This is a genomic window from Izhakiella capsodis (assembly GCF_900115045.1).
GTDB lineage: Bacteria > Pseudomonadota > Gammaproteobacteria > Enterobacterales > Enterobacteriaceae > Izhakiella > Izhakiella capsodis.
In genome coordinates, this window is record NZ_FOVC01000001.1 from 272564 (window position 1) to 297578 (window position 25015).

At 48.1% G+C, this 25015-nt stretch carries 24 protein-coding genes, 2 tRNA genes and 2 pseudogenes; 14 read left to right on the forward strand and 14 right to left on the reverse strand.

Annotation, left to right across the window (positions count from 1 at the left end; all coding sequences use genetic code 11):
* The first annotated feature begins 108 nt into the window (after positions 1-108).
* The gene (locus BM191_RS01210; RefSeq protein WP_092874043.1) at positions 109-732 is read left to right on the forward strand and encodes a TfoX/Sxy family DNA transformation protein; all 624 of its coding nucleotides are present in this window, start codon (positions 109-111) and stop codon (positions 730-732) included.
* Here the strand turns inward: BM191_RS01210 and yccS are convergent.
* Complete coding sequence (gene yccS, locus BM191_RS01215) at positions 695-2848, reverse strand: YccS family putative transporter (RefSeq protein WP_230479475.1); 2154 nt, start codon at positions 2846-2848, stop codon at positions 695-697. The genes BM191_RS01210 and yccS overlap by 38 nt on opposite strands.
* Positions 2849-2861: 13 nt before the next feature.
* Positions 2862-3314 (reverse strand): YccF domain-containing protein, encoded by a 453-nt coding sequence (locus tag BM191_RS01220; RefSeq protein ID WP_092874049.1) that lies wholly within the window; start codon positions 3312-3314, stop codon positions 2862-2864.
* 125 nt (positions 3315-3439) lie between these two features.
* Here BM191_RS01220 and helD point away from each other — a divergent pair, with 125 nt between their 5' ends.
* Positions 3440-5494, forward strand: coding sequence for a DNA helicase IV (gene helD, locus BM191_RS01225; protein ID WP_092874052.1), 2055 nt, complete (start codon positions 3440-3442; stop codon positions 5492-5494).
* Between the two features lie 17 nt (positions 5495-5511).
* Here helD and BM191_RS01230 read toward each other — a convergent pair whose 3' ends face one another.
* Positions 5512-5970 (reverse strand): methylglyoxal synthase, encoded by a 459-nt coding sequence (locus BM191_RS01230; protein ID WP_092874055.1) that lies wholly within the window; start codon positions 5968-5970, stop codon positions 5512-5514.
* A 71-nt stretch (positions 5971-6041) separates the two neighbouring features.
* On the reverse strand, positions 6042-6644 hold the full coding sequence (locus tag BM191_RS01235) for a YccT family protein (RefSeq protein WP_230479496.1): 603 nt from the start codon (positions 6642-6644) through the stop codon (positions 6042-6044).
* A 223-nt stretch (positions 6645-6867) separates the two neighbouring features.
* On the opposite strand from BM191_RS01235, the gene BM191_RS01240 reads away from it, so the two are divergent.
* Positions 6868-7314, forward strand: coding sequence for a CoA-binding protein (locus BM191_RS01240; RefSeq protein WP_092874061.1), 447 nt, complete (start codon positions 6868-6870; stop codon positions 7312-7314).
* Between the two features lie 4 nt (positions 7315-7318).
* Here BM191_RS01240 and hspQ read toward each other — a convergent pair whose 3' ends face one another.
* Positions 7319-7636, reverse strand: a complete 318-nt coding sequence (gene hspQ / locus BM191_RS01245) for a heat shock protein HspQ (protein WP_092874064.1) — start codon at positions 7634-7636, stop codon at positions 7319-7321.
* Between the two features lie 59 nt (positions 7637-7695).
* Positions 7696-8886, reverse strand: a complete 1191-nt coding sequence (gene rlmI / locus BM191_RS01250; RefSeq protein WP_092874067.1) for a 23S rRNA (cytosine(1962)-C(5))-methyltransferase RlmI — start codon at positions 8884-8886, stop codon at positions 7696-7698.
* 85 nt (positions 8887-8971) lie between these two features.
* Here rlmI and yccX point away from each other — a divergent pair, with 85 nt between their 5' ends.
* Positions 8972-9250, forward strand: coding sequence for an acylphosphatase (yccX, locus tag BM191_RS01255; RefSeq protein WP_092875156.1), 279 nt, complete (start codon positions 8972-8974; stop codon positions 9248-9250).
* A gap of 3 nt (positions 9251-9253) precedes the next feature.
* On the opposite strand, the gene BM191_RS01260 is transcribed toward yccX, so the two are convergent.
* Both BM191_RS01260 and yccA read right to left on the reverse strand, forming a co-directional pair.
* Positions 9254-9592, reverse strand: coding sequence for a TusE/DsrC/DsvC family sulfur relay protein (locus BM191_RS01260; RefSeq protein WP_407927838.1), 339 nt, complete (start codon positions 9590-9592; stop codon positions 9254-9256).
* A gap of 89 nt (positions 9593-9681) precedes the next feature.
* Entirely contained in the window at positions 9682-10344 is a 663-nt protein-coding gene (gene yccA, locus BM191_RS01265) for an FtsH protease modulator YccA (RefSeq protein ID WP_092874070.1), read from the reverse strand.
* Positions 10345-10573: 229 nt separating this feature from the next.
* Here yccA and BM191_RS01270 point away from each other — a divergent pair.
* Together BM191_RS01270 and BM191_RS01275 are read left to right on the forward strand one after the other, a co-directional pair.
* A tRNA-Ser gene (locus BM191_RS01270) sits at positions 10574-10661 on the forward strand.
* Between the two features lie 198 nt (positions 10662-10859).
* Positions 10860-10947, forward strand: a tRNA-Ser gene (locus BM191_RS01275).
* 377 nt (positions 10948-11324) lie between these two features.
* Here the strand turns inward: BM191_RS01275 and BM191_RS01280 are convergent.
* Complete coding sequence (locus BM191_RS01280) at positions 11325-11873, reverse strand: helix-turn-helix domain-containing protein (protein WP_092874073.1); 549 nt, start codon at positions 11871-11873, stop codon at positions 11325-11327.
* A 96-nt stretch (positions 11874-11969) separates the two neighbouring features.
* Between BM191_RS01280 and BM191_RS01285 the strand changes: the two genes are divergently transcribed.
* The 3 genes from BM191_RS01285 to agp all read left to right on the forward strand — a co-directional run bounded on the left by BM191_RS01285 (position 11970) and on the right by agp (position 14926).
* The gene (locus tag BM191_RS01285; RefSeq protein ID WP_092874076.1) at positions 11970-12629 is read left to right on the forward strand and encodes an AzlC family ABC transporter permease; all 660 of its coding nucleotides are present in this window, start codon (positions 11970-11972) and stop codon (positions 12627-12629) included.
* Entirely contained in the window at positions 12626-12952 is a 327-nt protein-coding gene (locus tag BM191_RS01290; protein WP_230479476.1) for an AzlD domain-containing protein, read from the forward strand. The genes BM191_RS01285 and BM191_RS01290 overlap by 4 nt, the downstream gene beginning before the upstream one ends.
* 294 nt (positions 12953-13246) lie before the next feature.
* Positions 13247-14926, forward strand: a complete 1680-nt coding sequence (agp, locus tag BM191_RS01295) for a bifunctional glucose-1-phosphatase/inositol phosphatase (RefSeq protein ID WP_092874080.1) — start codon at positions 13247-13249, stop codon at positions 14924-14926.
* 469 nt (positions 14927-15395) lie between these two features.
* Here the strand turns inward: agp and BM191_RS01300 are convergent, their stop codons facing one another.
* Together BM191_RS01300 and wrbA are read right to left on the reverse strand one after the other, a co-directional pair.
* On the reverse strand, positions 15396-15626 hold the full coding sequence (locus BM191_RS01300) for a YccJ family protein (protein ID WP_092875162.1): 231 nt from the start codon (positions 15624-15626) through the stop codon (positions 15396-15398).
* A 20-nt stretch (positions 15627-15646) separates the two neighbouring features.
* Positions 15647-16248 (reverse strand): annotated as a pseudogene (gene wrbA, locus BM191_RS01305) (NAD(P)H:quinone oxidoreductase).
* 612 nt (positions 16249-16860) lie between these two features.
* On the opposite strand from wrbA, the pseudogene BM191_RS01310 reads away from it, so the two are divergent.
* Both BM191_RS01310 and BM191_RS01315 read left to right on the forward strand, forming a co-directional pair.
* Positions 16861-17460 (forward strand): annotated as a pseudogene (locus BM191_RS01310) (TetR family transcriptional regulator C-terminal domain-containing protein).
* Positions 17461-17486: 26 nt separating this feature from the next.
* Positions 17487-18467, forward strand: a complete 981-nt coding sequence (locus BM191_RS01315; protein WP_092874086.1) for a metal-dependent hydrolase — start codon at positions 17487-17489, stop codon at positions 18465-18467.
* Between the two features lie 30 nt (positions 18468-18497).
* Here BM191_RS01315 and cycA read toward each other — a convergent pair whose 3' ends face one another.
* From cycA to BM191_RS01335, 3 genes are all read right to left on the reverse strand, one after another.
* Entirely contained in the window at positions 18498-19895 is a 1398-nt protein-coding gene (gene cycA / locus BM191_RS01320; RefSeq protein ID WP_092875164.1) for a D-serine/D-alanine/glycine transporter, read from the reverse strand.
* A gap of 793 nt (positions 19896-20688) precedes the next feature.
* Positions 20689-21033 carry a GlpM family protein gene (locus tag BM191_RS01330; protein ID WP_092874092.1) on the reverse strand — a complete coding sequence of 115 codons (345 nt, stop codon included), beginning with the start codon at positions 21031-21033 and terminating at the stop codon, positions 20689-20691.
* Between the two features lie 76 nt (positions 21034-21109).
* The gene (locus BM191_RS01335) at positions 21110-21334 is read right to left on the reverse strand and encodes a DUF2594 family protein (RefSeq protein ID WP_092874095.1); all 225 of its coding nucleotides are present in this window, start codon (positions 21332-21334) and stop codon (positions 21110-21112) included.
* A gap of 465 nt (positions 21335-21799) precedes the next feature.
* Here BM191_RS01335 and uvrY point away from each other — a divergent pair, with 465 nt between their 5' ends.
* The 3 genes from uvrY to pgsA all read left to right on the forward strand — a co-directional run bounded on the left by uvrY (position 21800) and on the right by pgsA (position 24903).
* On the forward strand, positions 21800-22468 hold the full coding sequence (uvrY, locus tag BM191_RS01340) for a UvrY/SirA/GacA family response regulator transcription factor (protein WP_092874098.1): 669 nt from the start codon (positions 21800-21802) through the stop codon (positions 22466-22468).
* The gene (gene uvrC, locus BM191_RS01345; protein WP_092874102.1) at positions 22452-24284 is read left to right on the forward strand and encodes an excinuclease ABC subunit UvrC; all 1833 of its coding nucleotides are present in this window, start codon (positions 22452-22454) and stop codon (positions 24282-24284) included. The genes uvrY and uvrC overlap by 17 nt, the downstream gene beginning before the upstream one ends.
* Positions 24285-24354: 70 nt before the next feature.
* A complete protein-coding gene (pgsA, locus tag BM191_RS01350) occupies positions 24355-24903 on the forward strand; it encodes a CDP-diacylglycerol--glycerol-3-phosphate 3-phosphatidyltransferase (protein WP_092874105.1) in 549 nt (182 codons plus the stop codon).
* Positions 24904-25015 lie beyond the last annotated feature (112 nt).

Sequence of the window (25015 nt, forward strand, 5' to 3'; positions counted from 1 at the left end):
AACGGCTCGCAAATTTTGTGCGGCGTAAGCAAAAATATGAGTGAAGCATTGAATGCTATTACTTAAATCTCTAATGTCTTGAGTACTCGGTTTATTAACAAGGAGGGAATGATGATAAAAAAAGGGCGTATTGAGAGTATAACACAGTTACTGGATCCACTTGGCGCAATTAAAGTGCGTACTCAATTCGGTGGCTACAGTTTGAGTGTGGGTAAAGCGGTATTTGCCGTTGTTTCGCAAGGGGAGCTTTATTTACGTGCCTGCGAGGCGTCAAAGCCATACCTCTGCGAACGTAAATTACAAACATTACAGCTGCAAAAACGAGGTGTGCCTGTCCGACTTGATTATTACCGGGTAAATGAAACTCTTTGGCGGGAGCCTGAACAGCTACTGGCAATATCCCGGCTCTGTTTACAAGGGGCCCGGGAGCACAATGAGCAGTCGAAACAGGCGAGAGGCATGCGTGATTTACCCAATATTGGGCATCAATTGGAGCGATTGTTACGCGAAGCAGGGATCGGGAGTGTAAACATGCTCAGGGCACAAGGGGCTAAAGCCAGCTGGCTCAAGTTACGCGCTCTGAATAAGCATCTCGGATTAAATACGCTTTATGCGCTGGAAGGGGCGCTGAGCGGTTTTTATTACCAGGCTTTGCCTGGAGAGGTAAAAGCCGAACTGCGCAGCTGGTATGAAACTAAGATTGCGCAGTTAGAGCGTGAGCGTTGTCGATAGCGATTATACGAACCTGAAGCTCAATTAGCTGCGGAAGCAGTGAGAGTAGTAATGAGATCTGTTGCAAAATAATATACGCACTACCCTCTGCCTGTGACTCAAGAGTTTCAATTTTTTTAAAAAATGAAGCAAGCTGTTCAATCAACACCGGGGAAACAGCAACTGCTGGTTGCAGGGTATCATCAATATAACAAACGATATCATCCAACAATAATAAGAGCGCTTCGTCATCCAGTTTCTCTCTGTGGGCGCCAAGTGCTGAAACATAGCTAAGCAGGGAATGCACCAGGCAGAGGAGACGAAAAGCGTCTTCCTCCCGCAACCTGAAAGGTGTTTTTTTATCAGAGCGGCTAGCTACGACTGACGCTAATTCGGCTGTAGCATTGTGTGCGTTTCGTCGGGCAATACGATAATCGACCTTATTATTTTTGCCCTGTTTATATTGCAGTAGGATGGCGTTCAGATAGCGGCAATGTGCATTCAGCGTGCGGTGTAGCACCGTGGGTAAATCGCAAAAACGCCAGTCTGGCCAGATCCAGCTGACTGCCATCCAGGCGAGTGCGCAGCCTATCAGCGTATCGATTATTCGGGGCAGGGCCACTTCATACCCTTCGCCCAACAGGTTAAAGCAAAGCAGCACAAGCAGTGTGATAAACATCGTGGCGAGGGCATACTGCACGGTTCGAAAAGCGAAAAACAGCACGCCGCTAATAACAATCATTAACAGTTGCCCCTGTACTGTAGGTACCAGCCATAACACCGGCAACCCTATCACTATGCCGGCAAGGGTTCCGATGATGCGCAGTGCTAATCTGTTTTTTGTCGCGTTGTAATTTGGCTGACAGACAAAGAGGCTGGTCAACAGGATCCAGTAGCCATGTTTCATGCCGGTAAGCTGAATCATGGCGTAGCTAGAGCAAAGTAATAATGACATGCGCACCGCATGCCGGAATAACGCCGATGCGGGGGAAAGATGACGGCTGAAGCGCAGGCGAATATCCTGCCAGCCAGTTAACCCATCATATGAAAGTTGGCTCTCGCTTGCGTGTATGTGCGTTAGTCGCTGTTCTGATTCAATGGTAGCAAGTTGGGCGTCAATTGCTCGTAGGTTATTGAGCAGGAAATGCATCGCTTTGCGTTCGCTTGGATAGCTTACCCCCGAATCGAGCTTATCTAGCGCAATACTTAGATTGGCAAAATGATATTCAAAACGTGGATCATGCTGATACTGGCGTCGAAGCATGATCGCCTTCGCCAGGTGTTCGCAGGCTTTTGCCTGAAGGGTCATTAACCGCTGAAAGCGAAAAAGAATATCGCTGTGGCGGAATGCTCTACGTAAAGTATCATATTTAACATGAGATGAGCTGGCCCTCTCGTGTATATCCTGAGCTGCAAAATAATAATGTAACGCTCGTTGCGTGCCACGTTGCCACTGTTCGCCACGAAGTCGGCTTTGAACCGATGCTTTCGCCATGTTGAGCTGCTCAACCAGCCGACTGTCTGCCATTGCTACGTCGATCACCCTTTGTATGTCACCGGTTTCAATATCGGGATCGAACAGGTCGGCTTTGGCCCCCAGATAACGGGAAAGCTGGTTAAAGGTACCGGCAATATTTTCCTGGAGCGGACGGATGGGGAAAATCAGATGTCCGCAGAGTGTTAATAAATTATACCATGCGCCCCCTACCAGTAGCAGAAACGGCTGCAGATACCATTGTGCAAAAAGCCCGGCCCCAAGCAGAGTATAAAGTGCGATAAGCAGGGCACCGAAGGCAATAGTTGCATAGCGCTGTCCCAAGGCTCCTAACAGAATAAAACCCCATGTCGACAGGCCAAGCCCGATAATAAACAGCCATGGCCAAGGGTAGAGCAATTCAACCGATACTGAAGCCATGCCAAAGCAGACCAGCGTAATCACCAGATTACGCAGGCGTCCTGTCAGCCGGTCGTCCAAATCGGCCAGCGCTGCCGCTACTACGCCAAGCGTTAGCGGAATGGTCCAGGTAACGTGCTGTAGCCATAGAGGAACGGCGGTGGTGCCAATCAGAGCCAGCAAAATGCGTAAGTTATAAAGCCAGGGGCTGCTAATATTAAATTGCCGAAACAGATGCTTCATTGTGTGCTGCACACTAAGCCTGATTAAAACGACGTCGGGCATTGGCTTCGCGTGCTGCACGAGCGACTTCCACAGAAACAATCCGACGGCCAACAGGCCAGAGTGCGATGGCGGCAATCTTTAAATTAGCGATACCTACCGGGATCCCAATAATGGTGAAGCATTGCACAATACCAATAAAAATATGGCTCAGGCAAAGCCACCAGCCAAATAAGATGAACCAGAAAATATTTAACAGCGTGCCGGCACCGTTAAGAAGAGAATTTTGATTCTCAGGATAGAGCTCATCAATGTGTATGGATTCATTACCATAAGGGAGTAAGGAGAGCTTGGTTATTTCCCAGCAGGAGCGCGTAAGCGGCAGGGTAAAAATCAGTATGATGGAGAAGAGCGTTGCCAGCAACCAGCCTAACGTGGTGGCGAAGCCACCCAACACAAAATTAAGAATATTAAGTACGGTACGCATATTGCCTCTCCCGATGAAATAAATGCAAAGCTCAATGCATTGATTGTAACGCGTTTTAGCACTGGAGCGCTAAACCTCCTGCCGGTAAACTAAGAAGATAATTTTTAACACTACAGGTCAGGGGCATGGAACTTAAATCAACGTCGCTTGGCAGGCATCTGGCACAGCATCCCTATAACAGGGTTCGTTTACTTAATGCCGGTGTTGAGGTCAGTGGAGAAAAGCATCAGTATCTGATCCCGTTCAATCAACTGCTTTCCATCCGCTGCAAACGGGGGCTTGTCTGGGGTGAACTGGAGTTCACCTTGATTGATGAGAAAGTCGTACGCCTTCATGGTACTGAGTGGGCAGAGACTCAACGCTTCTTTCACTATCTGGACAGAGCCTGGACTGAGTGGAGTGAGGAGATGAGCAAGGTTAGCGTTGGGGTACTGGCCGATGCTTTAAGCGATATCAACGATCTCGAACAGCAATCACGCTGGATTAACCGCAGCGATATTGTCAGCCTGCGTCAGCGGCTCGATGGTTTTTTCGCCGGATTGCCATTACCTCATCAGCGTATTTCCCAATTTGAAAACTGTGCGCAACAGTGGGCGTATTGTCAGGATTGGTATCATCAGGCCGAAGAGAAGCGCCAGCAGCGTAATGCACAATGGAGTACGCAGATGCTGGAGGCACATGCGGAGTTCTTCAATTTGGTAGAAGCCTCGCCGTTGAATGAGTCCCAGTCAAGGGCGGTAATCAATGGTGAGGATACACTCTTAACGCTTGCCGGTGCCGGCAGTGGTAAAACGTCGGTGCTGGTTGCCCGAGCTGGCTGGTTGATGCAGCGTAAACTCGCTAAACCTGAGCAAATTTTGCTGCTGGCATTCGGGCGTAAGGCGGCAGAGGAAATGAACGATCGTATTATTCAAAGACTAAATACTGAAAAAATAGAAGCCAGGACGTTTCACTCGCTGGCCCTGCATATCATCCAACAGGGCAACCAACGAACTCCGACTATCAGCGTTCTGGAAACCGATATAAGCAAAAGGCGCAAGCTTATTATTGACGAGTGGCGTAAGCAGTGTGCAGAAAAGAAAACTCAGGCTAAAGGCTGGCGTCAGTGGCTGCAGGAGGAGCTCGGTTGGTCGGTGGATGAAACGGCTTTCTGGCAAAATGATCGGCTAGCCGACCGACTCGCCAGCAGGCTTGAACGTTGGCTGGGGTTGATGCGCACCCAGGGTGGCGCGCAGGCAGAAATGATCGACAGCGCCCCGCCTGAGCTGCGTGACATGTTTGCTAAAAGGGTCAGGCTCATGGCGCCGATACTTAAGGCCTGGAAAAATGCGCTGAAGGAAGAAGGTGCAGTCGACTTTGCTGGCTTAATTCATCAGGCGGTTAACGTGTTGGACAAAGGTCGCTTCATCAGCGCATGGAAAGCGATCCTGGTCGATGAATTTCAGGACATATCGCCACAGCGTGCCTTGCTACTAGCCGCGCTGAGGCGTCAGAATAAGCGAACTTCGCTGTTTGCCGTTGGCGATGACTGGCAGGCTATCTATCGTTTTAGCGGTGCGGAAATGACACTGACCACGGCTTTCCATCACCATTTTGGTGAAGGAGAACGCTGTATACTTGATACAACCTATCGTTTTAACGAACGCATTGGTGACATCGCTAATCGCTTTATTCAGGAGAACCCATATCAGCTGAAAAAACCCCTTAATAGCTTACGTAAAGGCAATAAGAAAGCAGTGATCCTGCTGCCGGAGAATCAGCTTGAATCGCTGTTAAATAAGTTAAGTGGCTTCGTAAAGCAACAGGAAAAGGTTCTGATTCTGGGACGATATCATTATCTGCGTCCGGCGGAGCTGGATAAAGCAAAGACGCGCTGGCCTAAGCTCAATATCGAATTCATGACGATTCATGCCAGTAAAGGCCGGCAGGCAGACTACGTTATTTTGCTTGGTCTTCGCGGGGGATGCGACGGATTCCCAGCTCAGGCAAGGGAGTCAATTATGGAGAAAGTACTGCTGCCTGCGCCGGAGAACTTTCCGCATGCAGAAGAGCGACGTCTGGCCTATGTTGCGTTGACAAGGGCGAAAGAGCAGGTGTGGTTATTGTTTGATGCTGATACGCCTTCTGTATTTGTTGATGATTTTAAGCGGCTTGGCGTACCCACTCAGCGCAAGCCGTGAAGTCTGTCCCGGAGCGTTTATTGCAGGCGCTGCTGCATGTAACGCTGATAATCCGGGATCAATATCTCTTGCTCACTGTTGAAAAGCGACGAATGGATAATGAAGTCTGCCGTAGCACGGTTGGTGGCAACCGGAATATTCCATACCGTAGCCAAACGCAGTAACGCTTTAACATCCGGATCGTGTGGTACAGCGTTGAGCGGATCCCAGAAAAAAATTAGGACGTCGATTTTGCCTTCAGATATCAGGGCGCCAACCTGCTGATCGCCGCCCATTGGCCCGCTGAGCATTGATTTAACCGGCAGGCCTGTGGCTCGTTGGATAAGATTTCCGGTGGTACCGGTAGCATAAAGGCTGTGTTGTTTAAGCGTCTCTTTATAAAGTTCAACCCACTGCATGAGTGCAGTTTTACAGTGATCGTGAGCGACCAGCGCAATGTGTTTTTTTTCTGGAATTTTTCGGGTGGTTTGATCCATTAAGAATATCCTGGTGAGAATAATCGGACTAAGTATGACAATGTGAGTTTAGCGCTCTGTGGCGGTTGCATTCAACTGGTATGAATGGCTTCAAGCAGACAACGTAAATGCTGACGGGTTGCGCTGTCTAGCTGCATGTACCATCGATAAAGGACGGTAGAATCAGAAGGATAATTCATCGCGATACCTTCTGCAGACTGCGATAGATGCTCCAGTGAATGCTCTGTCACAGCAAAGTGTGGTACGGAGGCAATACGATCCTCAAGATTGTAGATCATCATTGCTTGTTCAACGTTGTTGTCCGTCCCCGGACTGAGTGTATCTTTCTGGCTTATTATTACCTGTCCATGCTCATCAATTAGTTCAAAGTAAAATTTTTTTCCGGGTTTCATAACATTATTTAGCGTTTCAGGCGTTGAAAAGCGGATGCTGACAGATTTGTTTTCTGCAAAAAAAGTAGCGATTAGCGGTACAGAAGTTGGGCATGCATTTTGACTGTTAGTGCATAACGATTTACTCGCTCGGAACAGAAACTGGTGCTGTCCTTTTTCGAGCTCGATGCCGTCGGCACCTTTTAGCCAGGAGCCGGATATCTTATGTCCATCTAACATCAGCAAATCAATTTCAGGCTTCAGCTTGAGCGTTGTCGCATGAATAGCGCTAGCGATCAGCATAATCAACAGGCCTGCGCAGCACACACGCAATTTCATTCTTTCTCCAACCGAAAGGAGTACATTAGTGGTTAAGTGTATCTACTTTTTTCAATAAGGCACTATATTAACATTTAAACACATTTATTTGTGCGATTAACTGATTATAAATCGGGTTCAAACTCATTCTGTTGTAAAAGCGGTGGTAAATTACGCGAATACGTAAGGTCGATTTAGCGGAGACGATATGTCTAACGATTTAATCAAAGATGTGCTCAAAGCCAGCCATAATATAGCGCTGGTTGGTGCGAGCGATAATCCTGCGCGCCCAAGCTATGCTGTAATGGCTTATCTCCTTGAGCAGGGATATCAGGTTTTTCCGGTAAGTCCTAAGCTGGCGGGAAGTGTACTGCTGGGGCAAACTGTTTATGGCTCACTGGCTGAAATACCTTATTCAATTGATATTGTTGATGTATTCCGTAATTCTGAGGCAGCCTGTGGGATTGCTCAGGACGCTATTGCCGTAGGTGCAAAAACATTATGGTTGCAGCTGGGAGTTATCAATGAACAAGCCGCATTTCTGGCAAAGGCGGCGGGGCTTAATGTCATTATGGATCGCTGCCCTAAAATTGAGATTTCCCGTCTGGGACTTGATATAGATCAGGCCGACAGAGGGCTGTCAGCCTTTAACTGAAAGGTTAATTACGCAGACGGGGAGCCTGAAGCTGTCTGCGGATAGAGTCGGCCAGTTCGTCGAGTGAAGACTGCTCCGGATATTCAGCTGGTGCTTCCCAGGAGAGCTGAATTTCAGCCAGATAGGTATGCACTGGCTGGCCGTCACCATCTTCCATCACCACATGATACCAGGGGGATCCCCGCAGCTGCTCGCTGTTAGCTACCTCATCAAAAGCGGGAGCATCAAGCGAATACACGGGGTCAACATCGACTACTACACCGAGAAACCCGAACATTTTGTGTCGGACTTGTTGGCCGATACCGAATTTACTGGCAATCATTATGACACTCCCTCAGCATTATACTGATTCTATATGAGGGTTAGTTGATGTTTTTCAAGTCACAGAACCCGACAAGCGAATCCTTTGAGGTAAAGGCCTTCAGGATAGCTGGCGATAACGGGATGGTCAGCAGCCTGACGAAATTGCTCTATAAATTGTACATCGCGATGCGCGTCTAATGCCGCATCTGCGATAATTTTCTGGAATAGTTCGGTTGGCATTAACCCTGAACAGGAAAAGGTCAATAGCGTGCCGCCAGGATTGAGCAGCTGCATTGCCAGCATATTAATATCTTTATATCCCCGGCAGGCACCTGCGAGCTGGTTTTTATTTTCTACGAATTTCGGTGGATCCAGCACGATGAGATCGAATTTTTTATTATCATCGCGCCAGGTCCTCAGCAATTTAAATACATCGTCGCGGATAAACTGCGCTTTTCCGCTATCCAGCGCGTTAAGCTCAACATTTTTACGTGCAAGCTCCAGTGCGGCCTGTGAGGTGTCAACGCTGACGACAGACTGGCAACCGCCAAGTAGTGCTGAAACCGCAAAGCCGCCGGTGTAAGAAAAACAGTTCAGCACGTGCTTACCTGTGGAATATCGGCGGGTGGCAAGGCGGCTATCACGCTGATCGAGGTAGTAACCGGTCTTGTGTCCCCCCTGAATATCGACCAGCAACTTCATTCCATGCTCAGCAATGGTTAGCAAGGGAGGTGGCAGTTCGCCACAGATTGACCCCTGACTGAGCGCCAGTCCTTCTTTTTTACGTACGCTGACGTCGGAGCGGTCGTAAACAGACAGATGTGGATAGCACTGCTGTAGTGCAGCAGTCAGGGCAGGGCGTTGATATTCAGCGCCGGCGGAAAGTAATTGTAATACAAGGAATCGATCATAGCGATCGATGGTCACGCCAGGCAGTCCATCAGACTCGCCGGCAATCAACCGATAGCTGTCCAGGCCATCGCGCAGCGCCAGCCAGTCGCGCAGCTTCTGCGCTTGCTGGAGACGACGGACAAAAAAATAACAGTCGATTGGTTGGTTTTCGTCCCAGCTCCATACGCGGGCGCGAATTTGTGACTGTGGAGAAAAAGCTCCCGTGGCAAGCCAGTTGCCCTGACTATCGCAGATTTCGATGGTTTCTCCCGCTGCGGGGTTACCTTCAATTCTTGAAACTGCCCCGGAAAAAATCCAGGGATGACGACGGAGTAGGGACTTATCACGTCCTTTGGCAAGAATTAATCGCGCTGACATTTGCTATGCTTATTTTCAGGAAAACGGACCGTATTGTCGGTGTGATGCGGCAAAAAAGCAACGGATCCGCACTATGGAGATCATGATGGTAAAAAAAGGAGTTCTGGCTTGGGCATATGGAAGGGTGCAGGGCGTTGGTTTCCGTTACAGTACTCAGCGCAAGGCGCGGGAGCTTGGGCTGTGTGGCCATGCGCGCAATCTGGATGACGGTTCAGTTGAGGTGCTGGTATGGGGAGACTGTGGGCAGGTGGATAGTTTAATTAGCTGGCTGAAAGCCGGTGGACCTTGCCGCGCAAGAGTAGACAGGGTTTTGACTGAGCCCCACCAGCCCCAAAAGGAGCCAAGGCGTTTTAGCATTCATTAAGCCTTACAAACATTTAACTGGCTTTGGCAGGCCGGCAATCTTTGTTGCCTGCTTTGCTGGCCCCTTAGGAAATAAACGAAACAGATAGCGGCTATTGCCCTTCTCCTCACCATATTCTTGCGCCATTGCTTTTACCAGCATGCGTATGGCAGGGGATGTGTTAAATTCAAGGTAAAATGCCCTCACGAAGTCAACCACTTCCCAATGAGCTTCACTGAGTGCTATTTCTTCCTCCGCTGCCAGTAATGCGGCGATCTGCGGAGTCCAGTCATCAATAGATTCCAGATAGCCGTTGGCATCGCGGGCAATTTTTTTTCCTGCAAGTATCACTTTCAGCCTCATATGCGTTCAGGTGCGCAGTGTAACAAATTTTCGTGAGGGTAAAAATAAAGCCCCGTCAGGGGCTTCGAGGGGATGTGAATAGCAAGACATCAATTGCTGCGAGTGAAACCAAGTATGCTCAGCAGGCTGATGAAAATATTATAAATTGAGACGTACAAGCTGACCGTGGCGCGAATATAGTTAGTTTCGCCGCCCTGAATAATATTGCTGGTTTCCCATAGGATGGCGGCCGAGGAAAACAATACAAACATAACGCTGATTGCTAATTGCAGGCCAGGCAAGTTCAAAAACAGATTAGCGATGACCGCTAACAGCAGTACCACAAAGCCAGCTAAAAGCATCCCTGACAGAAACGACATATCTTTGCGCGTCGTCAGCACGTAGGCTGAACAGCAGAAAAACACCAGAGCGGTGCCGCCAAGTGCCAGAGCGATAATATCGCCCATGCCTGCCATCAGAAAACTATTTAGGATCGGACCAAGGCAGTAACCGAGAAAACCGGTAAATGCAAAGGCCGCGAGAATGCCCGCTGGACGATCGGCCAGCCGGTAAGTAAGAAACATCAGGCCGTAAAACCCGACCAGCATCAGGATGAAACCCGGTGCAGGTAAAGCAAATACGGTGCTGGCCGTAGCGGTCACCGCTGAGAACGTCAACGTAAGTCCCAGTAAAAAATAAGTATTGCGCAGAACCCTATGGCTGCTGATCAGCGACCGACTGCGTGAACGCGAAGAGGTAATGATGCGATCCATAAAATGCCTCACTTAGAGTCACAAAACTGAGATAAGAATATTAAGTGGTAACCACCAAGGGAAGCCGTTTTACCCTTCTTTACCCGTAGTTTACGCTGCAGGAGCGCCTGAACTGTGAGCAAACTGGCGATTATAAGCGCAAACGAGATGTGATTGCCTGTTTTTCACGCACCTGAAGCAAAACTACCTTTACATATTTTGAGTGGGTGTTTATAGTTCGCCTCATTACGGAGGGGTGGCCGAGTGGCTGAAGGCACCGGTCTTGAAAACCGGCGACGGGAAACCGTTCGAGAGTTCGAATCTCTCCTCCTCCGCCAGATACAAACCCTGCGCTGTTTTTCAGCGCAGGGTTTTTCATTGCGAGAAATTGTGCTAAATCGACTGAATCACAGATGTTCATTGGCAGGGCGGTTAAGCATTATACAATCACGCGAAGTTACTTAAAAATAGATTGGCAAAGTGTATTCAGCTGCGTATACTCCCGCGCCATCATCAGAGTATACGCGATGATGTGCGGAGGGGTGGCCGAGTGGCTGAAGGCACCGGTCTTGAAAACCGGCGACGGGAAACCGTTCGAGAGTTCGAATCTCTCCTCCTCCGCCAGATATCAACCCATGCTGTTTAATTAGCGTGGGTTTTTTTTCGCCTGAATGTACTGAGCATCATATTTGCTGGTCGCCGGGTTACTGACCGGGATGAAGGGCGTTTCATTATCATGGCGATATTCTGATCTACGGGACATGGCTTTGGAAAACAGCCATAAGGTGCTATCAGGCGGTATTGTTATTGACTCTCCCGGGCAAAGAATACGCTACAATTCTAAGAGCGTGGCATGATTGTGTTCCGCTTAAACACCATCAATGTTTTGCAGCACCTTGAGAAGGAGTAGGTTTTGCAATTATCCGCCAGCTGGGCTCTTCTTTGCAAATGCAATGACAAAGGTAATACCCAATAGCGTAAGCCCGCAGCAGCAAGGATATTCAAATATGATCAATCATCATTATCGCCCTTGTATCTGGCTCCAGTGCCTGAAAAAGATGTTCCTGGTCTGCCGGATAAGACAAATAGTCGCCAACGTTTAATTCAACCGGCCTTTCACTCAGACCCACCAACGCCCGCCCGTGAGTAATAATGATGTGTTCAACGCTTCCCGGCAGATGGGGGCGCGAATGGCGACCTTTTCCAGGCTGGCTTTCGACCTGATAAATATCCCGACGAACGCCCAGCGGGCTGGTGGCCAGCAGGATCGCCTGGTAGTCTGCCTGCTCCGCAGCCACCGTCAGGCCTTGACCCCGGCGTACAAGTTGGGTCGACCTGTGCGGCTCCATCATCAGATTGGCAAAGGAAATGCCCAGTGGTACGCAAAGTGACCACAGCGTCTCGATGCTGGGGTTACCGTTGCCCGCCTCCAACTGAGATAACGTTGACTTTGCCACACCTGCCTGGCGTGCAAGCTCTCCCTGGCTGAGCCCCTTACGCAGGCGCTCTTTGACCAAATTTTTGGCGATTATAGCAATCGGTGTATTCATATTAATGTCCACAAGATGGTATGGATGCATTGTAAATGGCGTCTGAAATGTTCATTATAATGAACAATCGTTTTTTTTGTTGTGGTGATTAACCGGATGCATTGGCGTTATATCAATAAAAAGTTACTGAAATCCATTCTTTTAATTTGTTTCGCGGATGGTATTTTCGGCCTGTCTTACGGCTCAACCGCTGTCAGTTATGATTTCCCCCTGTGGGTACCCGCGGCGCTGTCATTACTGGTGCTGGCGGGAGCGTCAGAGTTTCTATTTATCACTATTGTCGGTGGTGGTGGCAGCATCACCGCAGCGTTGGTGGCAGGTTTGCTGGTTAATGCGCGGCATTTGCCGTTTGGCATGGCGGTGAAAGATCTTATCGGGCGTTCGCCTACGCGCTTTTTGGGCTATCACATCATGAACGATGAGAGCGTTGTGGTGGGATTATCACAAAAGTCACCGCGCAGGGCGCGAGCCGCTTTCTGGTTTTGCGGCATAGGTATTTTTCTCATCTGGCCACTTAGCGTTATTCTGGGCGGGATTATCGGGAAGATAATCCCGGACCCCGCGTCTATTGGTTTAGATGCCGTCTTCCCGGCAATTTTGCTGGCGCTAACCCTGGATGCACTGAAAAATCGCCAGACATTGATTTCAGCTTTATCGGGTGTGACCGTTGCGCTTCTGGCTTCGCCTTTTTTGCCGGTAGGATTGCCGATTCTTAGTGCGCTCAGTGGGTTACTTATCAGGAAGAGAAAAACATGATGGAGCATCCCTGGTGGATAGTTGGGGGGATTCTGGCGTTGGCTGTAGGCACCTACTTAATTCGACTGATGGGTGTGGTGTTAGGTAATCGACTAGGACTTGGAGAGAGCAGTCGCCAGCTACTGAATGATGCTGCAACTATCCTGTTGGTTACCGTTGCCGTTAGTGCGGCTTTTCAACAGGACGGTCACTTTTCCGGCGCAGCAAGAGTTGCCGGAGTTGTTGCAGGATTATTACTGGCCTTAGCACGTCAGTCGATAATAGTGGTTGTAATAACCGCGGCAGCGGTGACAGCGATTTTAAGATATTTCGGGATTCACTGACCTTTGCCGTGTTTTTGCACTGTGAAAAGCCAATATTTTATCATTATTAACTGTTGTTTTTCAGTCATGATATTTATCTGGCTACAGATAACATTCTGTTGCTTTTCAACGCTGTCAGGGGACTAAACCCGGAGCGGTAGAGTCTGCTATATTCTCCATACTTTTAATGCCTTAAAACATTTGGGTGTTTTGCTCTGAATAATATTGTGGCTAGCGATATTCGGGGTTTATGCGAAACTGGCATCATCGCCTAAGCTGGTCAGAATGTGACCGTCAATATAATGGAATAAACGTATGATTAAAAAAATGAGTTGGTGTGCATTGTCCGTTTGCATCGGGCTTTCGGTCGGGGGAGCCTGGGGTGCCGAAGGGAATTATCAGCTTGAGCAGGTTTTAATGCTTAGCCGCCACAATTTGCGCGCTCCGTTAGCTAATAACGGCAGCGTGCTGCAACAGGCGACGAAGAAAAACTGGCCGTCATGGGATGTACCCGGCGGCCAGTTGACCGCAAAAGGTGGGATTCTTGAAGTTTATATGGGCAATTATACTCGTGAATGGTTAGCAAAGCAGGGATTAATTAAAGCGAGTGAATGTCCGGCAGATAATGCTGTATATGCTTATGCCAACAGTCTGCAGCGTACGCTGGCGACGGCGCAGTATTTTGTTACCGGCGCGTTTCCTGGCTGCGACGTGTCGGTTTATCATCAGGATGAAATGGGCACAATGGACCCAATATTCAATCCGGTGATCACCAACGAAAGTAAAGACTTCCAGAAGCAAGCGATTAAAGACATGGTTGCGGCTGATAAAAAACTGGCCCTGAAACCCGCGCTACAACGTCTGGAAAAAATTATTGATTACAAAGCTTCGCCTGACTGCAAAGGAAAGAGAATCTGTGATCTCACCGACAGTGAACAGAATAAGTTCACTGCCGATAATGGCAAAGAGCCGAGTGTCAGCGGACCTTTACGCACCGCCAATGCACTGGTTGATGCCTTTATCCTGCAGTATTACGAAGGCATGCCATTGGATAAGGTAGCCTGGGGACAAATAAAAACGCCTGAGCAGTGGAAAGAGTTGGTCGCAATTAAAAACGCCTATCAGAATACCCTATTCGGCATTCCGGCGATTGCACGTAATGTTGCGGAACCGCTAATCGACTATATCCGCAGTATACTGGTCGATCAGGATAAAAATAGCGCACCCAAAGTGACGTTAATGGTTGGCCATGATTCTAATATTGGCTCGATACTGAAGGCGCTGGATTTCAAACCTTACTCTTTGCCTGAGCAGAATGAAGAGACCCCTATTGGGGGTATGCTGGTGTTCGAGCGCTGGCACGACAATAAAGATAACCGCGATCTAATTAAGGTTGAATATGTTTATCAGACTACTGAGCAGCTGCGTAATGCGACTCCCCTCAGCCTGACCAGACCGCCTGAGCGCGTAACGTTGCAAATGGCTGGCTGTCAGACCGATGCCAATGGCTATTGCCCATGGGATCAATTCGTCAAGGTGTTGAATAGCGCATTACAGACTCCTTCCCAGGCCGTTCAGCAATCAACCAATACCGCGGCACCGGCTGTTGATAAAACCGCACAAACTAAGGCTGATGCGGATAAGGCAGCGCAGGAAAAAGCTGCCGCTGACAAATCCGCAGAGAAAAAGGCCAATACGGATAAGGCTACTGCTGACAAAGCCGCAGAGAAAAAGGCCAATACGGATAAGGCTGCTGCTGATAACGCTGCACAGAAAAAGGCCGATGTGGATAAGGTATCGCACGAAAATTCCGCTGTTGATCACACTGCTCAGCAAAAGACTGCTGCAGATAAAGCCGAAAAGGACAAAACCGCAGTTGATAAAACCGTTCAGGATGAAAAAACGCCTGACGAGTCGACGAAACCTGCCAGTAATGTATCTGTCAAAAATGATGATAAGAAAGGCGTGGATAGTAGCGCACCTAAAGCGCAATAAACTTCCGTAAAGAGTCCCTTACTTACAGTAACCGTCCTCATCGGGACGGTTTTTTTTGCGCTCTACCTTTCATGAACTGTCTAAACCAGCTTCAGATTGATAAACGCGTTGATGCCCCGGTTGGAAGTTCGCGGCCAAAGCCCGAACATGTAACGCCGCCGAACGGCCATTCTGCGAGGGTATTACTGGCTGAAAAGATAAAAATCACACCCGTTTCAATTCGTGAGGTCTGGTATTGGGCGCGATTGAGGGGCCAGAGAAAATGGCATAACCGTAACTAAAGGCGAAATGTTGGCGATTACTGGGGCTTCATTGTTATCACGGATAATACAAAGCTGGACGACAGAGGCAAAACGTTCGTCATTCTGTGCCGGATTATCACGAAGGCATTGATATAGCTATATTCCGGAGTATTGCGTACCAGGCAAAGAAAAAGCCCTCTTGCGAGGGCGGGAAAATCATCGATTGCTTAAATATTGCGGCGTTCCACCGGTTTATTATCCCATATCAGGGTGTTCTGCTCGGTTTTGTCGAAGGCGCGGAAAAGGACTTCATCGCTACCTTGTTGCTGCCAAATCTCTTCGGCGAGTTTTTCATCATAATTAGCTACTTCAAAAATAGCCTCAGCAATTTCCGGTGAGGTTGATCGTAATGAAGCCCATTCGCCAACGTGGTGAGCTTTGTATTGATCTGTTGCCATTTTTAGTTCTCCCGTCATATTTATCCGTTGAGTTTGAGCGCCAGCCCGGCCACATGGTGACCTTGATAGCGCGCAATATTCAGCTCGGACTCCGTGGGCTGGCGTGCCCCATCGCCACCGGCCAGGGTAGTTGCTCCGTAAGGCGTACCGCCCCGAACCTGGGAAATATCAAAAAGTTCTTTAGCGGTATAGCCGATTGGCACAATCACCATGCCGTGATGAGCAAGGGTTGTCCATGTCGAAGATATCGTCTGCTCCTGTCCGCCGCCGGTACCTGTTGAACAAAAAACGCTTGCCAACTTGCCGTAAAGCGCGCCAGAGGCCCACAGGCCGCCGGTACGGTCGAGAAACGTCCGCATCTGCCCACTCATATTGCCAAAGCGAGTAGGGGTACCGAATATTATAGCGTCATATTGCACAAGCTCTTCCGGAGTGGCGACCGCGGCTGACTGATCCATTTTGCCACCAATCTGTTTAAAGCGCTCTGCATCGATTGTTTCAGGAACACGTCGGATGGTTACTACTACACACCCTCAACGCGCCTGGCACCTTCAGCTACGGCATGTGCCATTGTTTCAATATGTCCATACATTGAATAATAAAGCACCAGCAATTTAGCCATGATTTTTTCATGCTCCTGTTTTAAATAGCACAGAAATAAGTATAGAAGAGGGTGCTAAACCTGCCTGGCGCAGGGCATCGCTTGCCAAGCTTATGCGGATTATTGATAAACTTTATTTAATATATACCCGTGCTATCTGGGTAACTTATCGTCATTAATGCTCTTTTGACGGGAGCGCATTTGCTTGGTTTAAATTTTTATCAGCAGGCATATGCCGACGTAAATAATCCATTGACGTGTGGCTGTGTTGAAAATTATTAGCGATCCGCAAACGTGGTTTTTAAGGCGGAAAAGCAATCGTATCAGTCATATACATCCAAAGATTAATTAGAAAATTTGCTCATTAATATCTGCTCTTTCTCCATTCATCTCTCTGACGGTTATCGACTGATCAATAGTTTTTTACGCTTCATTACACTGTACTATCAGACTCTCTTTATATGGTCTTCCAGAGAGATTTGCCGGTCACCTGAGGATTTAAACATGAAGGTGATTGAGACTTTAGCAGCAGATATTATCTGATTAGTTAACGTTTTACAGGTTTTGCTACCATCGCGCCAGTTTCAGCTACGTCAGTCAGAACGGAGTGAATATGAAGCATTAGTGTTCGGAATGGGAGTCGTCGTACCGCTCGCTGCTAAGCGAAGAGCGCTTCTGAAATCCGCGCTCAGCCTGTTTTCTCAGTTCGGCTTTCACGGTATAAGTCTGGATAAGATCGCTGAGCACCCAACAGTAAAAAACTAATTTGTATACTATTCCCTCGTCTAAAACGGCCTTCTATCTCGCAGTGCTAGAGGATATCCTCGACATCTGATTAGCTCCGTCTAAGGCGCTTAATTATTAGCAGGAGCCGCCGGAGACGATCCCTCACACATTCGGCTAATGCTCGAGGTGTCTCGCGATCATCCTCAGGCGTCAAAGCTGTTTTGTATGAAAGGATACAAGATGCCCCTTTGCTGAAGCAGGAACAGAGTCTTTAATCCCTGATCAATACAACGTCAACGATTTTACGACTCGCTAGATAGATGAAGGAAAGCTCGCAGCCCTAGAACTCCATCATTTAATTTTTATGCTCTGGGCTGCAACACAGTACTATGCTGATTATGCCAGACAGGTGATGGCGATTACAGGTAGTCGTCTTGAAGACAGTCAGTTTTTTCTGAGACCGTTGATAACATCCAGCGTATGATTTTTGAAGGCACTCGCGTTTGATAATTAGTTAATTATCCGGGGGTAGTATGGATTTTTTAACACAGTTTTTACTGGGTGCTTCAGTCAGCGTGGCGGTTGCCGGACGTAAAATTCCGCTCTGGCTGGCCGCTGCGGTTGGTGCTGCCTGCGGGACTCTCCCGGATTTCGATGTATTTATCGATCATGGCGACGCCATCCGCAATATGACGCTGCATCGCACCAATAGTCATTCTCTTTTTTGGTTAACCCTGATTTCGCCACTGATCGCGGTTTTGCTTACCTTTTGTAAAGGACAACCTTCACTTTTCGGCCGCTGGTGGCTGATTGTCTGGCTGTCGCTGATCACTCATCCGCTGCTAGATATTTTTACCGTCTACGGAACCCAGCTTGGGCTGCCTTTTACCGACAGACCTTTCGCTATAGGTAGCATATCTATCATCGATCCTTTATTTACTTTGCCGCTGCTGATTGGCTGCGTTTGTGCACTATGGCTGCGTGGGCGGAACGGGTTAAAAATTAATGCGACTGGCTTGTCATTGGGGGGCTTTTACCTTGCCTGGAGCGTTATGGCTCAGAGTTGGGTCAGTGAACAAGTTAGCAAGCAGCTGGCTGCTGCAGGAGAAAAGCCGGCCCCGTTGCTGGTGACGCCTACTTTGTACAACACGCTGCAATGGCGGCTGGTTCGTCTGCATGAAAAGGGATACAGCGAAGCTTATTTCTCATTATTGCATCCGTATAAGCCGATAGAATTTAAACACTATCCGCGCGATATGGCATTGTTCGCTCGTCTGAAAGGTAACTGGTATGTTGAGCGCGTCGCGTGGTTTAGTCACGGTTTTTTTTCAATGAGCAAACTCAACGGGCGGGTGCATATTACCGATTTACGGATGGGAGATGAGCCCCACTATACTTTCACTTTCGACCTCGGGCCTGAGCCTTTGCGAAATTCGACGGTAGTCCCCTCTCGTTTACCATTTAACCGACCGCCGGTGGCGCAAGCGTGGCGAAAATTAATGGCGCGTTTTTAAAAAAGGCCGGATTTCCGGCCTTAAAGGCCGTCAGCGACTTTGTCGGCGCAGGCGCATCATCCAACCGAAGGCCAGAATGACGAACCACAGAGGGGTGACCATTAACGCCTGACGGGTATCGTCTTGCAGCGTTAATAACACCATAATGAAAACGAAAAAGGCCATGACTACCCAGCACATAATTTTGCCCAGCGGCATTTTATACACCGAAATAGCATGTTGCTCCGGACGACGCTTGCGATAAGCCAAATAAGAGCAAAGAATGATGGTCCAGACAAACATGAACAGGATCGCTGAAACGGTGGTAACCAGGGTGAATACCTTCATTACATTGGGGATTAGATAAATCAGCGCAACGCCAGCCAGTAAGCACAGGCAGGAGAAGAACAGTCCGTTGGTGGGTACCGCACGCGGCGAGAGGTTACCAAACAGGCGGTGGGCAACATTCTGCTGTGCCAGGCCATAAAGCATACGGCTGGTGGAAAATATACCACTGTTGGCTGAGGACGCAGCAGACGTCAGCACTACAAAGTTGACGATGCTGGCGGCAGCTGGTAGGCCGATAAGTACAAACATTTCAACAAAAGGGCTGCGATCGGCAATGACATGATACCAGGGGGTAACCGCCATAATCACGATCAAAGCACAGACGTAAAACATGATCACTCTCAGTGGAATAGCGTTAATCGCGCGCGGTAATACTTTACGTGGATCGCGCGTTTCTGCCGCTGCGGTGCCGACCAGCTCAATACCGACAAAGGCGAATACGGCTATCTGAAAGCCGGCAAAAAAACCACTAATACCTTTCGGAAACCACCCGCCTTGATCCCAGAGATTACTTAGCGCCGCGTGACCGCCACCGGGTGAGGGGTGATGAAGGAAAACCAGTACCATACCGGTGACGATGAGCGTGACGATGGCAACGATTTTGATAATCGCAAACCAGAATTCCATTTCGCCAAACAGCTTAACCGTAACGATATTGAGCGCCAGGAATACGATGATACATAGCAGGGCGCTCATCCAGATGGAGAAGCCGGGAAACCAAAGTTGAAAATAGGAACTGATGGCGACAATGTCGGCAATACCGGTCACTACCCAGCAGAACCAATAAGTCCAGCCGGTAAAATAGCCAGCCCAGGGGCCGAGCAGATCGGCGGCGAAATCACTGAAAGACTTATATTCAAGATTTGACAGGAGCAGTTCGCCCATCGCCCTCATTACAAAGAACAGCATGAATCCAATAATCATATAAACGAAAATTATTGATGGACCTGCCATACTGATCGTCTTACCCGAGCCCATAAAAAGGCCGGTGCCGATGGCACCCCCGATGGCCATCAGCTGAATGTGGCGATTATGCAAGTGACGCTGTAGTTCTCCAGTGTCACTGCTCTCAGCGGCAATCGCTTTATTTTGATCAACCATAATGGTTTCCTGTTCCTGTAGATGATGCTGTGTTAGCTCTGGCTGGCTTTTTGATGGCATTGCAATCCCGCCATATAGGGCAACAAGATATAGTAAACACATTGTTAATAAATAAATGAATATTAACAATCGTGAGGGCTGCCTCGTTTTTGCGCTACGGGTAACGACTTGTAATGACCGGATCAAAAGCTTATCTCAACGCTGCTATGAAGGCAGTAAAAAAACAGAAAAACCCGGCTCAACTATGCTGAATGATCAGGAAGAGTTCGTTAAGATGCGGAGTTTGAGAGGAAAGAACGGCATGCCTGAATATTTTGATACGATCGCTTTGTTCCTTCAGATACTAACGAAGTACTTGCATGGCATTCTCAGATGTGGATTTGCCAATGCGAACTTTTGATCCCCCTTATAGACAAAATTGATGATAAGCAGGCTGTTTTTTCTATTCGGCAGCGCAATCAACGGCAGCTTTAGTAATGTCACATTCTGTTACTCGCATGGGCGTTGACAAATAATAGACTCAGGAAGTTTATTGGCGCACGTTGTTTGCTGAACAAACGGGAATGGGAGAGTAAAATGCTCGATCATGCTGATATCCGAAGATATGTCTACGTTTATTTTATGAATGGCAGATTAACGGAATTGGGCTCGGTTCAGCCGGAAAATGATATTTACTGTGTGCGCTCGGTTGACTGGCTGACACCTGCTAAAAATCTCCACGGCTCGCAGCGTCCCGACCCATCGTGTGTCTTATCCGCGTTGGCGCATCTGTAAACTGAAGCGAAGTAGTACCCTAAGCCTGTCCATGCCATTTTACCCAGAGAGCTATCAACAACCAAGCGGCTACAAGCCAGCAGCCGACTGCACCTGTCAGGGCCACTGGCAGTCGGCAAACGCCAGCCAGCCAATAAAGCGAGAGCAGATAAACAAAGTAAGGTAAGATAGCCCACATTCCAAAAATTATTGTGCTGCGAAGCGCTTCAAGGCTACGCTCATTGCCGACGATGTAATGGGCAATGAGTGCAAAGGTTGGAAAGAGAGGGATAAGTCCGGCGATATAATAACTGCGAGTTTTTGAAAGCACCCCGATTAGCAGTACTACGCCAGCGCCAAGTAGCGCTTTAAGCAACAAACCCATTGTTTTTTAATTAGCAGACAGAATATCTGTCTACATTGACCTAAAGACGCTAAAAAATCAATGGGTGCTTTTGGGGTTACTGACGATAAGCTTGTTTTATCTGTTTAACGGTTGTGCTTAGTACCTCGGCTTGCTCAGGGTCTTTGAGTTCACCTATGTAGCGCTCCATGTTGATTATTACTTTACCTGCATCAGCCTGACCCATCCCTTTAAGTATTAAGGTAATCAGGGCTTTCATACCGGCAACTTCGTTTGCCAGAGTCTGTACATCCTGCTGAGTATTGAAATTTTGGCATATCATAAAAAATTTCCTTAGATCTAATGTTATAACACTGCTTATTGTACAAATTGGTAAAAACGATTATATCATAAGCTTCAGAACAACTTAGACTTTGCGTTTAAAATCGGATAAAAGCTTGTCAAATAGAAAACTAAATACCCTGTGACGTATATTTTTATTAAATTAGGCACAAAAAAGGGTGAATTAAAGCTGTGTAATACACCAGGTAAACTATCGGTTGTTATCAACGGAGTGATTTAATGTAACTACTTGAATTTTACTTACTTTATTCTTCTTATTGTTAATATTCTACGTAATAAAAGATATTGAAGACAATAGAAATTAATTGTAATAATAAAAAAATATTTTTTACTGTTCTCCTTTTAAAGAAAAAAAACTGTCGTGGTGATTTTGTGAGTTCATTACTTTCTAAAAAAAGGGTAAGATTGACGTTTAGGCTTTGGCATTTTTGCCTGGAGTGTTTACTTGATCAGCGTTCTTCTTGTCGATGACCATGAGCTAGTTCGCGCCGGAATCCGACGCATACTGGAAGATATTAAAGGTATCCGCGTTGCCGGTGAGGTGAACTGTGGCGAGGACGCAGTGAAATGGTGTCGCTCTAACCGCGTGGATGTAGTGCTGATGGATATGAATATGCCCGGCATTGGTGGTCTTGAGGCGACTCGTAAAATCGTGCGTTACAATCCCGACTCTCGAATTATAATGCTGACCATTCACACTGAAAATCCACTGCCTGCTAAAGTCATGCAGGCTGGTGCTTCCGGCTATTTAAGCAAAGGCGCTGCGCCTCAAGAAATGATCAATGCTATTCGCGCCGTTTATTCCGGTCAGCGCTATATCGCCTCTGATATCGCTCAGCAAATGGCTCTCAGCCAGATTGAGCCTGATAAAGCAGAAACGCCTTTCAGCTGCCTTTCCGAGCGTGAGTTGCAAATTATGCTTATGATTACTCGCGGGCAAAAGGTCACTGAAATTTCGGAACAACTTAATCTGAGTCCTAAAACGGTAAACAGCTACCGCTATCGTATGTTTAGTAAGTTGAATATCAGTGGCGACGTAGAGCTTACGCATCTTGCTATTCGCCATGGTATGCTCAACGCGGAATCGTTGATCAACAGTGAAAAATGTGTTTGACGCCAAATCTTTTTTGAAAACCGTTACCAGCCAGCCTGGGGTTTATCGCATGTATGATGGTGCCGATACGGTTATCTACGTCGGTAAAGCAAAAGATCTCAAAAAAAGACTCTCCAGTTACTTTCGGAGTCAGATCGGCAGTCGCAAGACTGAAGCGCTGGTAGATAATATTCGCCACATCGACGTTACCGTTACACACACTGAAACGGAAGCGCTGCTATTGGAGCACAACTATATTAAGCTTTATCAGCCGCGCTACAACGTGTTATTGCGTGATGATAAATCTTATCCTTATATTTTTCTTAGCGCCGATACGCATCCACGCTTAGCGGTACATCGTGGTGCAAAACACGCAAAAGGTGAGTATTTCGGCCCCTTTCCTAATGGCTATGCCGTTCGTGAAACGCTGGCACTGATGCAAAAAATCTTTCCAATCCGTCAGTGCGAAAACAGCGTTTATCGCAATCGTTCGCGTCCCTGTCTCCAATATCAGATTGGCCGCTGCCTCGGTCCTTGCGTTGCGGGTCTGGTCAGTGAAAAAGAATATCAGCAACAAACGGATTACGTGCGACTGTTTCTCTCCGGTAAAGATGATCAGGTTTTGACGCAATTGGTTGAGCGTATGGAAACGGCCAGCCGCGCAATGAAATTTGAAGAAGCCGCGCGCGCGCGTGACCAGATTCAGGCGGTACGACGTGTGACTGAGAAACAGTTTGTCAATAACCAGGGTGACGATCTCGATGTTATTGGCGTCAGCTACGATGCGGGCATAGCTTGTTTGCACGTACTGTTCATCCGCCAAGGTAAGGTTTTGGGTAGCCGAAGCTATTTTCCTAAGGTGCCATCGGGCACCAAACTCGCGGAAGTGGTGCAGACGTTTGTCGGGCAGTTTTATTTGCAGGGAAGCCAGGCAAGAACGTTACCAGGCGAAATTTTACTGGATTTCATGCTGCCGGAAAAAATGTTGCTGGCCGACTCGCTGAGTGCAATGGCCGGGCGGCGAATAAATATTCAGTCTAAACCGCGTGGCGATCGTGCTCGCTATCTTAAACTGTCGCGAACCAATGCCGCTACGGCGTTGGCTGGTCGCCTTTCTCAACAATCGACTATCCATCAGCGCCTCGCCAGTCTGGCAGAAGTGCTCGACCTGCCGGCGATCCGTCGTATGGAGTGTTTTGATATTAGTCACACGATGGGTGAACAAACCGTTGCTTCTTGCGTGGTATTTGATGCTAACGGCCCAGTGCGCAGTGAGTACCGGCGCTACAACATTACTGGTATTACGCCAGGTGATGATTATGCGGCGATGAACCAGATACTGCGTCGTCGCTATGGCAAAGCCCTGGACGAGGGAAAAATTCCAGATCTTATCCTGATTGATGGTGGAAAAGGTCAGTTAGCGCAGGCAAAAAATGTTTTTGCCGAACTTGATGTCTCCTGGGACAAAGATCACCCGTTATTGCTGGGCGTGGCGAAAGGAAGCGATCGCAAAGCGGGGCTGGAGACGCTGTTTTTTGAGCCAGAAGGCGAGGGGTTTTCACTGCCATCAGACTCGCCAGCGTTGCACGTCATACAGCATATTCGTGATGATTCTCACAATCACGCAATTTCAGGGCATCGAAATAAACGCGCAAAGGTGAAAAAAACCAGCACCCTGGAGTCTGTTGAAGGAATAGGGCCGAAACGGCGCCAGATGCTGCTGAAATACATGGGCGGTCTGCAACCGTTGATGAATGCAACGGTTGATGAAATCGCTAAAGTACCGGGGATCTCTCATGTTCTGGCAGAAAAAATCTATTGGTCATTGAAACACTAATCGTTGCAACCCCCCGGACATTGTAGCAACATACTTGCAATCCCACTCTGTCCAGACTGTTAGCTACTATATGCGTTTTAACATTCCAACTTTGCTGACCTTATTTCGCGTTATTCTGATTCCATTTTTTGTGCTGGCATTTTATTTGCCATTTCAGTGGGCACCGTTTGCCTGTGCGCTGATTTTCGTGGTGGCGGCAATCACCGACTGGTTCGACGGCTGGCTTGCACGCCTCTGGAAGCAAACCACGCGCTTTGGCGCCTTTCTCGATCCAGTCGCGGATAAAGTCATGGTAGCAATCGCGCTGGTTCTTGTTGCAGAGCATTTCCATATCTGGTGGGTAACACTGCCCGCAGCCACTATGATAGCGCGCGAGATTATTATTTCTGCGTTACGCGAATGGATGGCTGAAATCGGTAAGCGCAGTAGTGTGGCGGTTTCCTGGATTGGCAAAGTGAAAACGACAGCACAGATGTTGGCGCTGGTGGGTTTGTTGTGGCGTCCAAACGATATAGTAATCGGTGCTGGAGTTATCGCGCTTTATATCGCGGCGGTGCTGACTTTCTGGTCAATGTTTCAGTATTTGAACGCCGCGCGAGCCGATTTGTTTGAAGGTTGATCTAAGCGCTTTAAAAAACAGCAAACAAATGCGTGAGGGGGATAATTTTATTGACTCAACCGCTCATGTCAGTAGAATGCAACGCATCGAACGGCAGCTTAGTCGTAAGAAA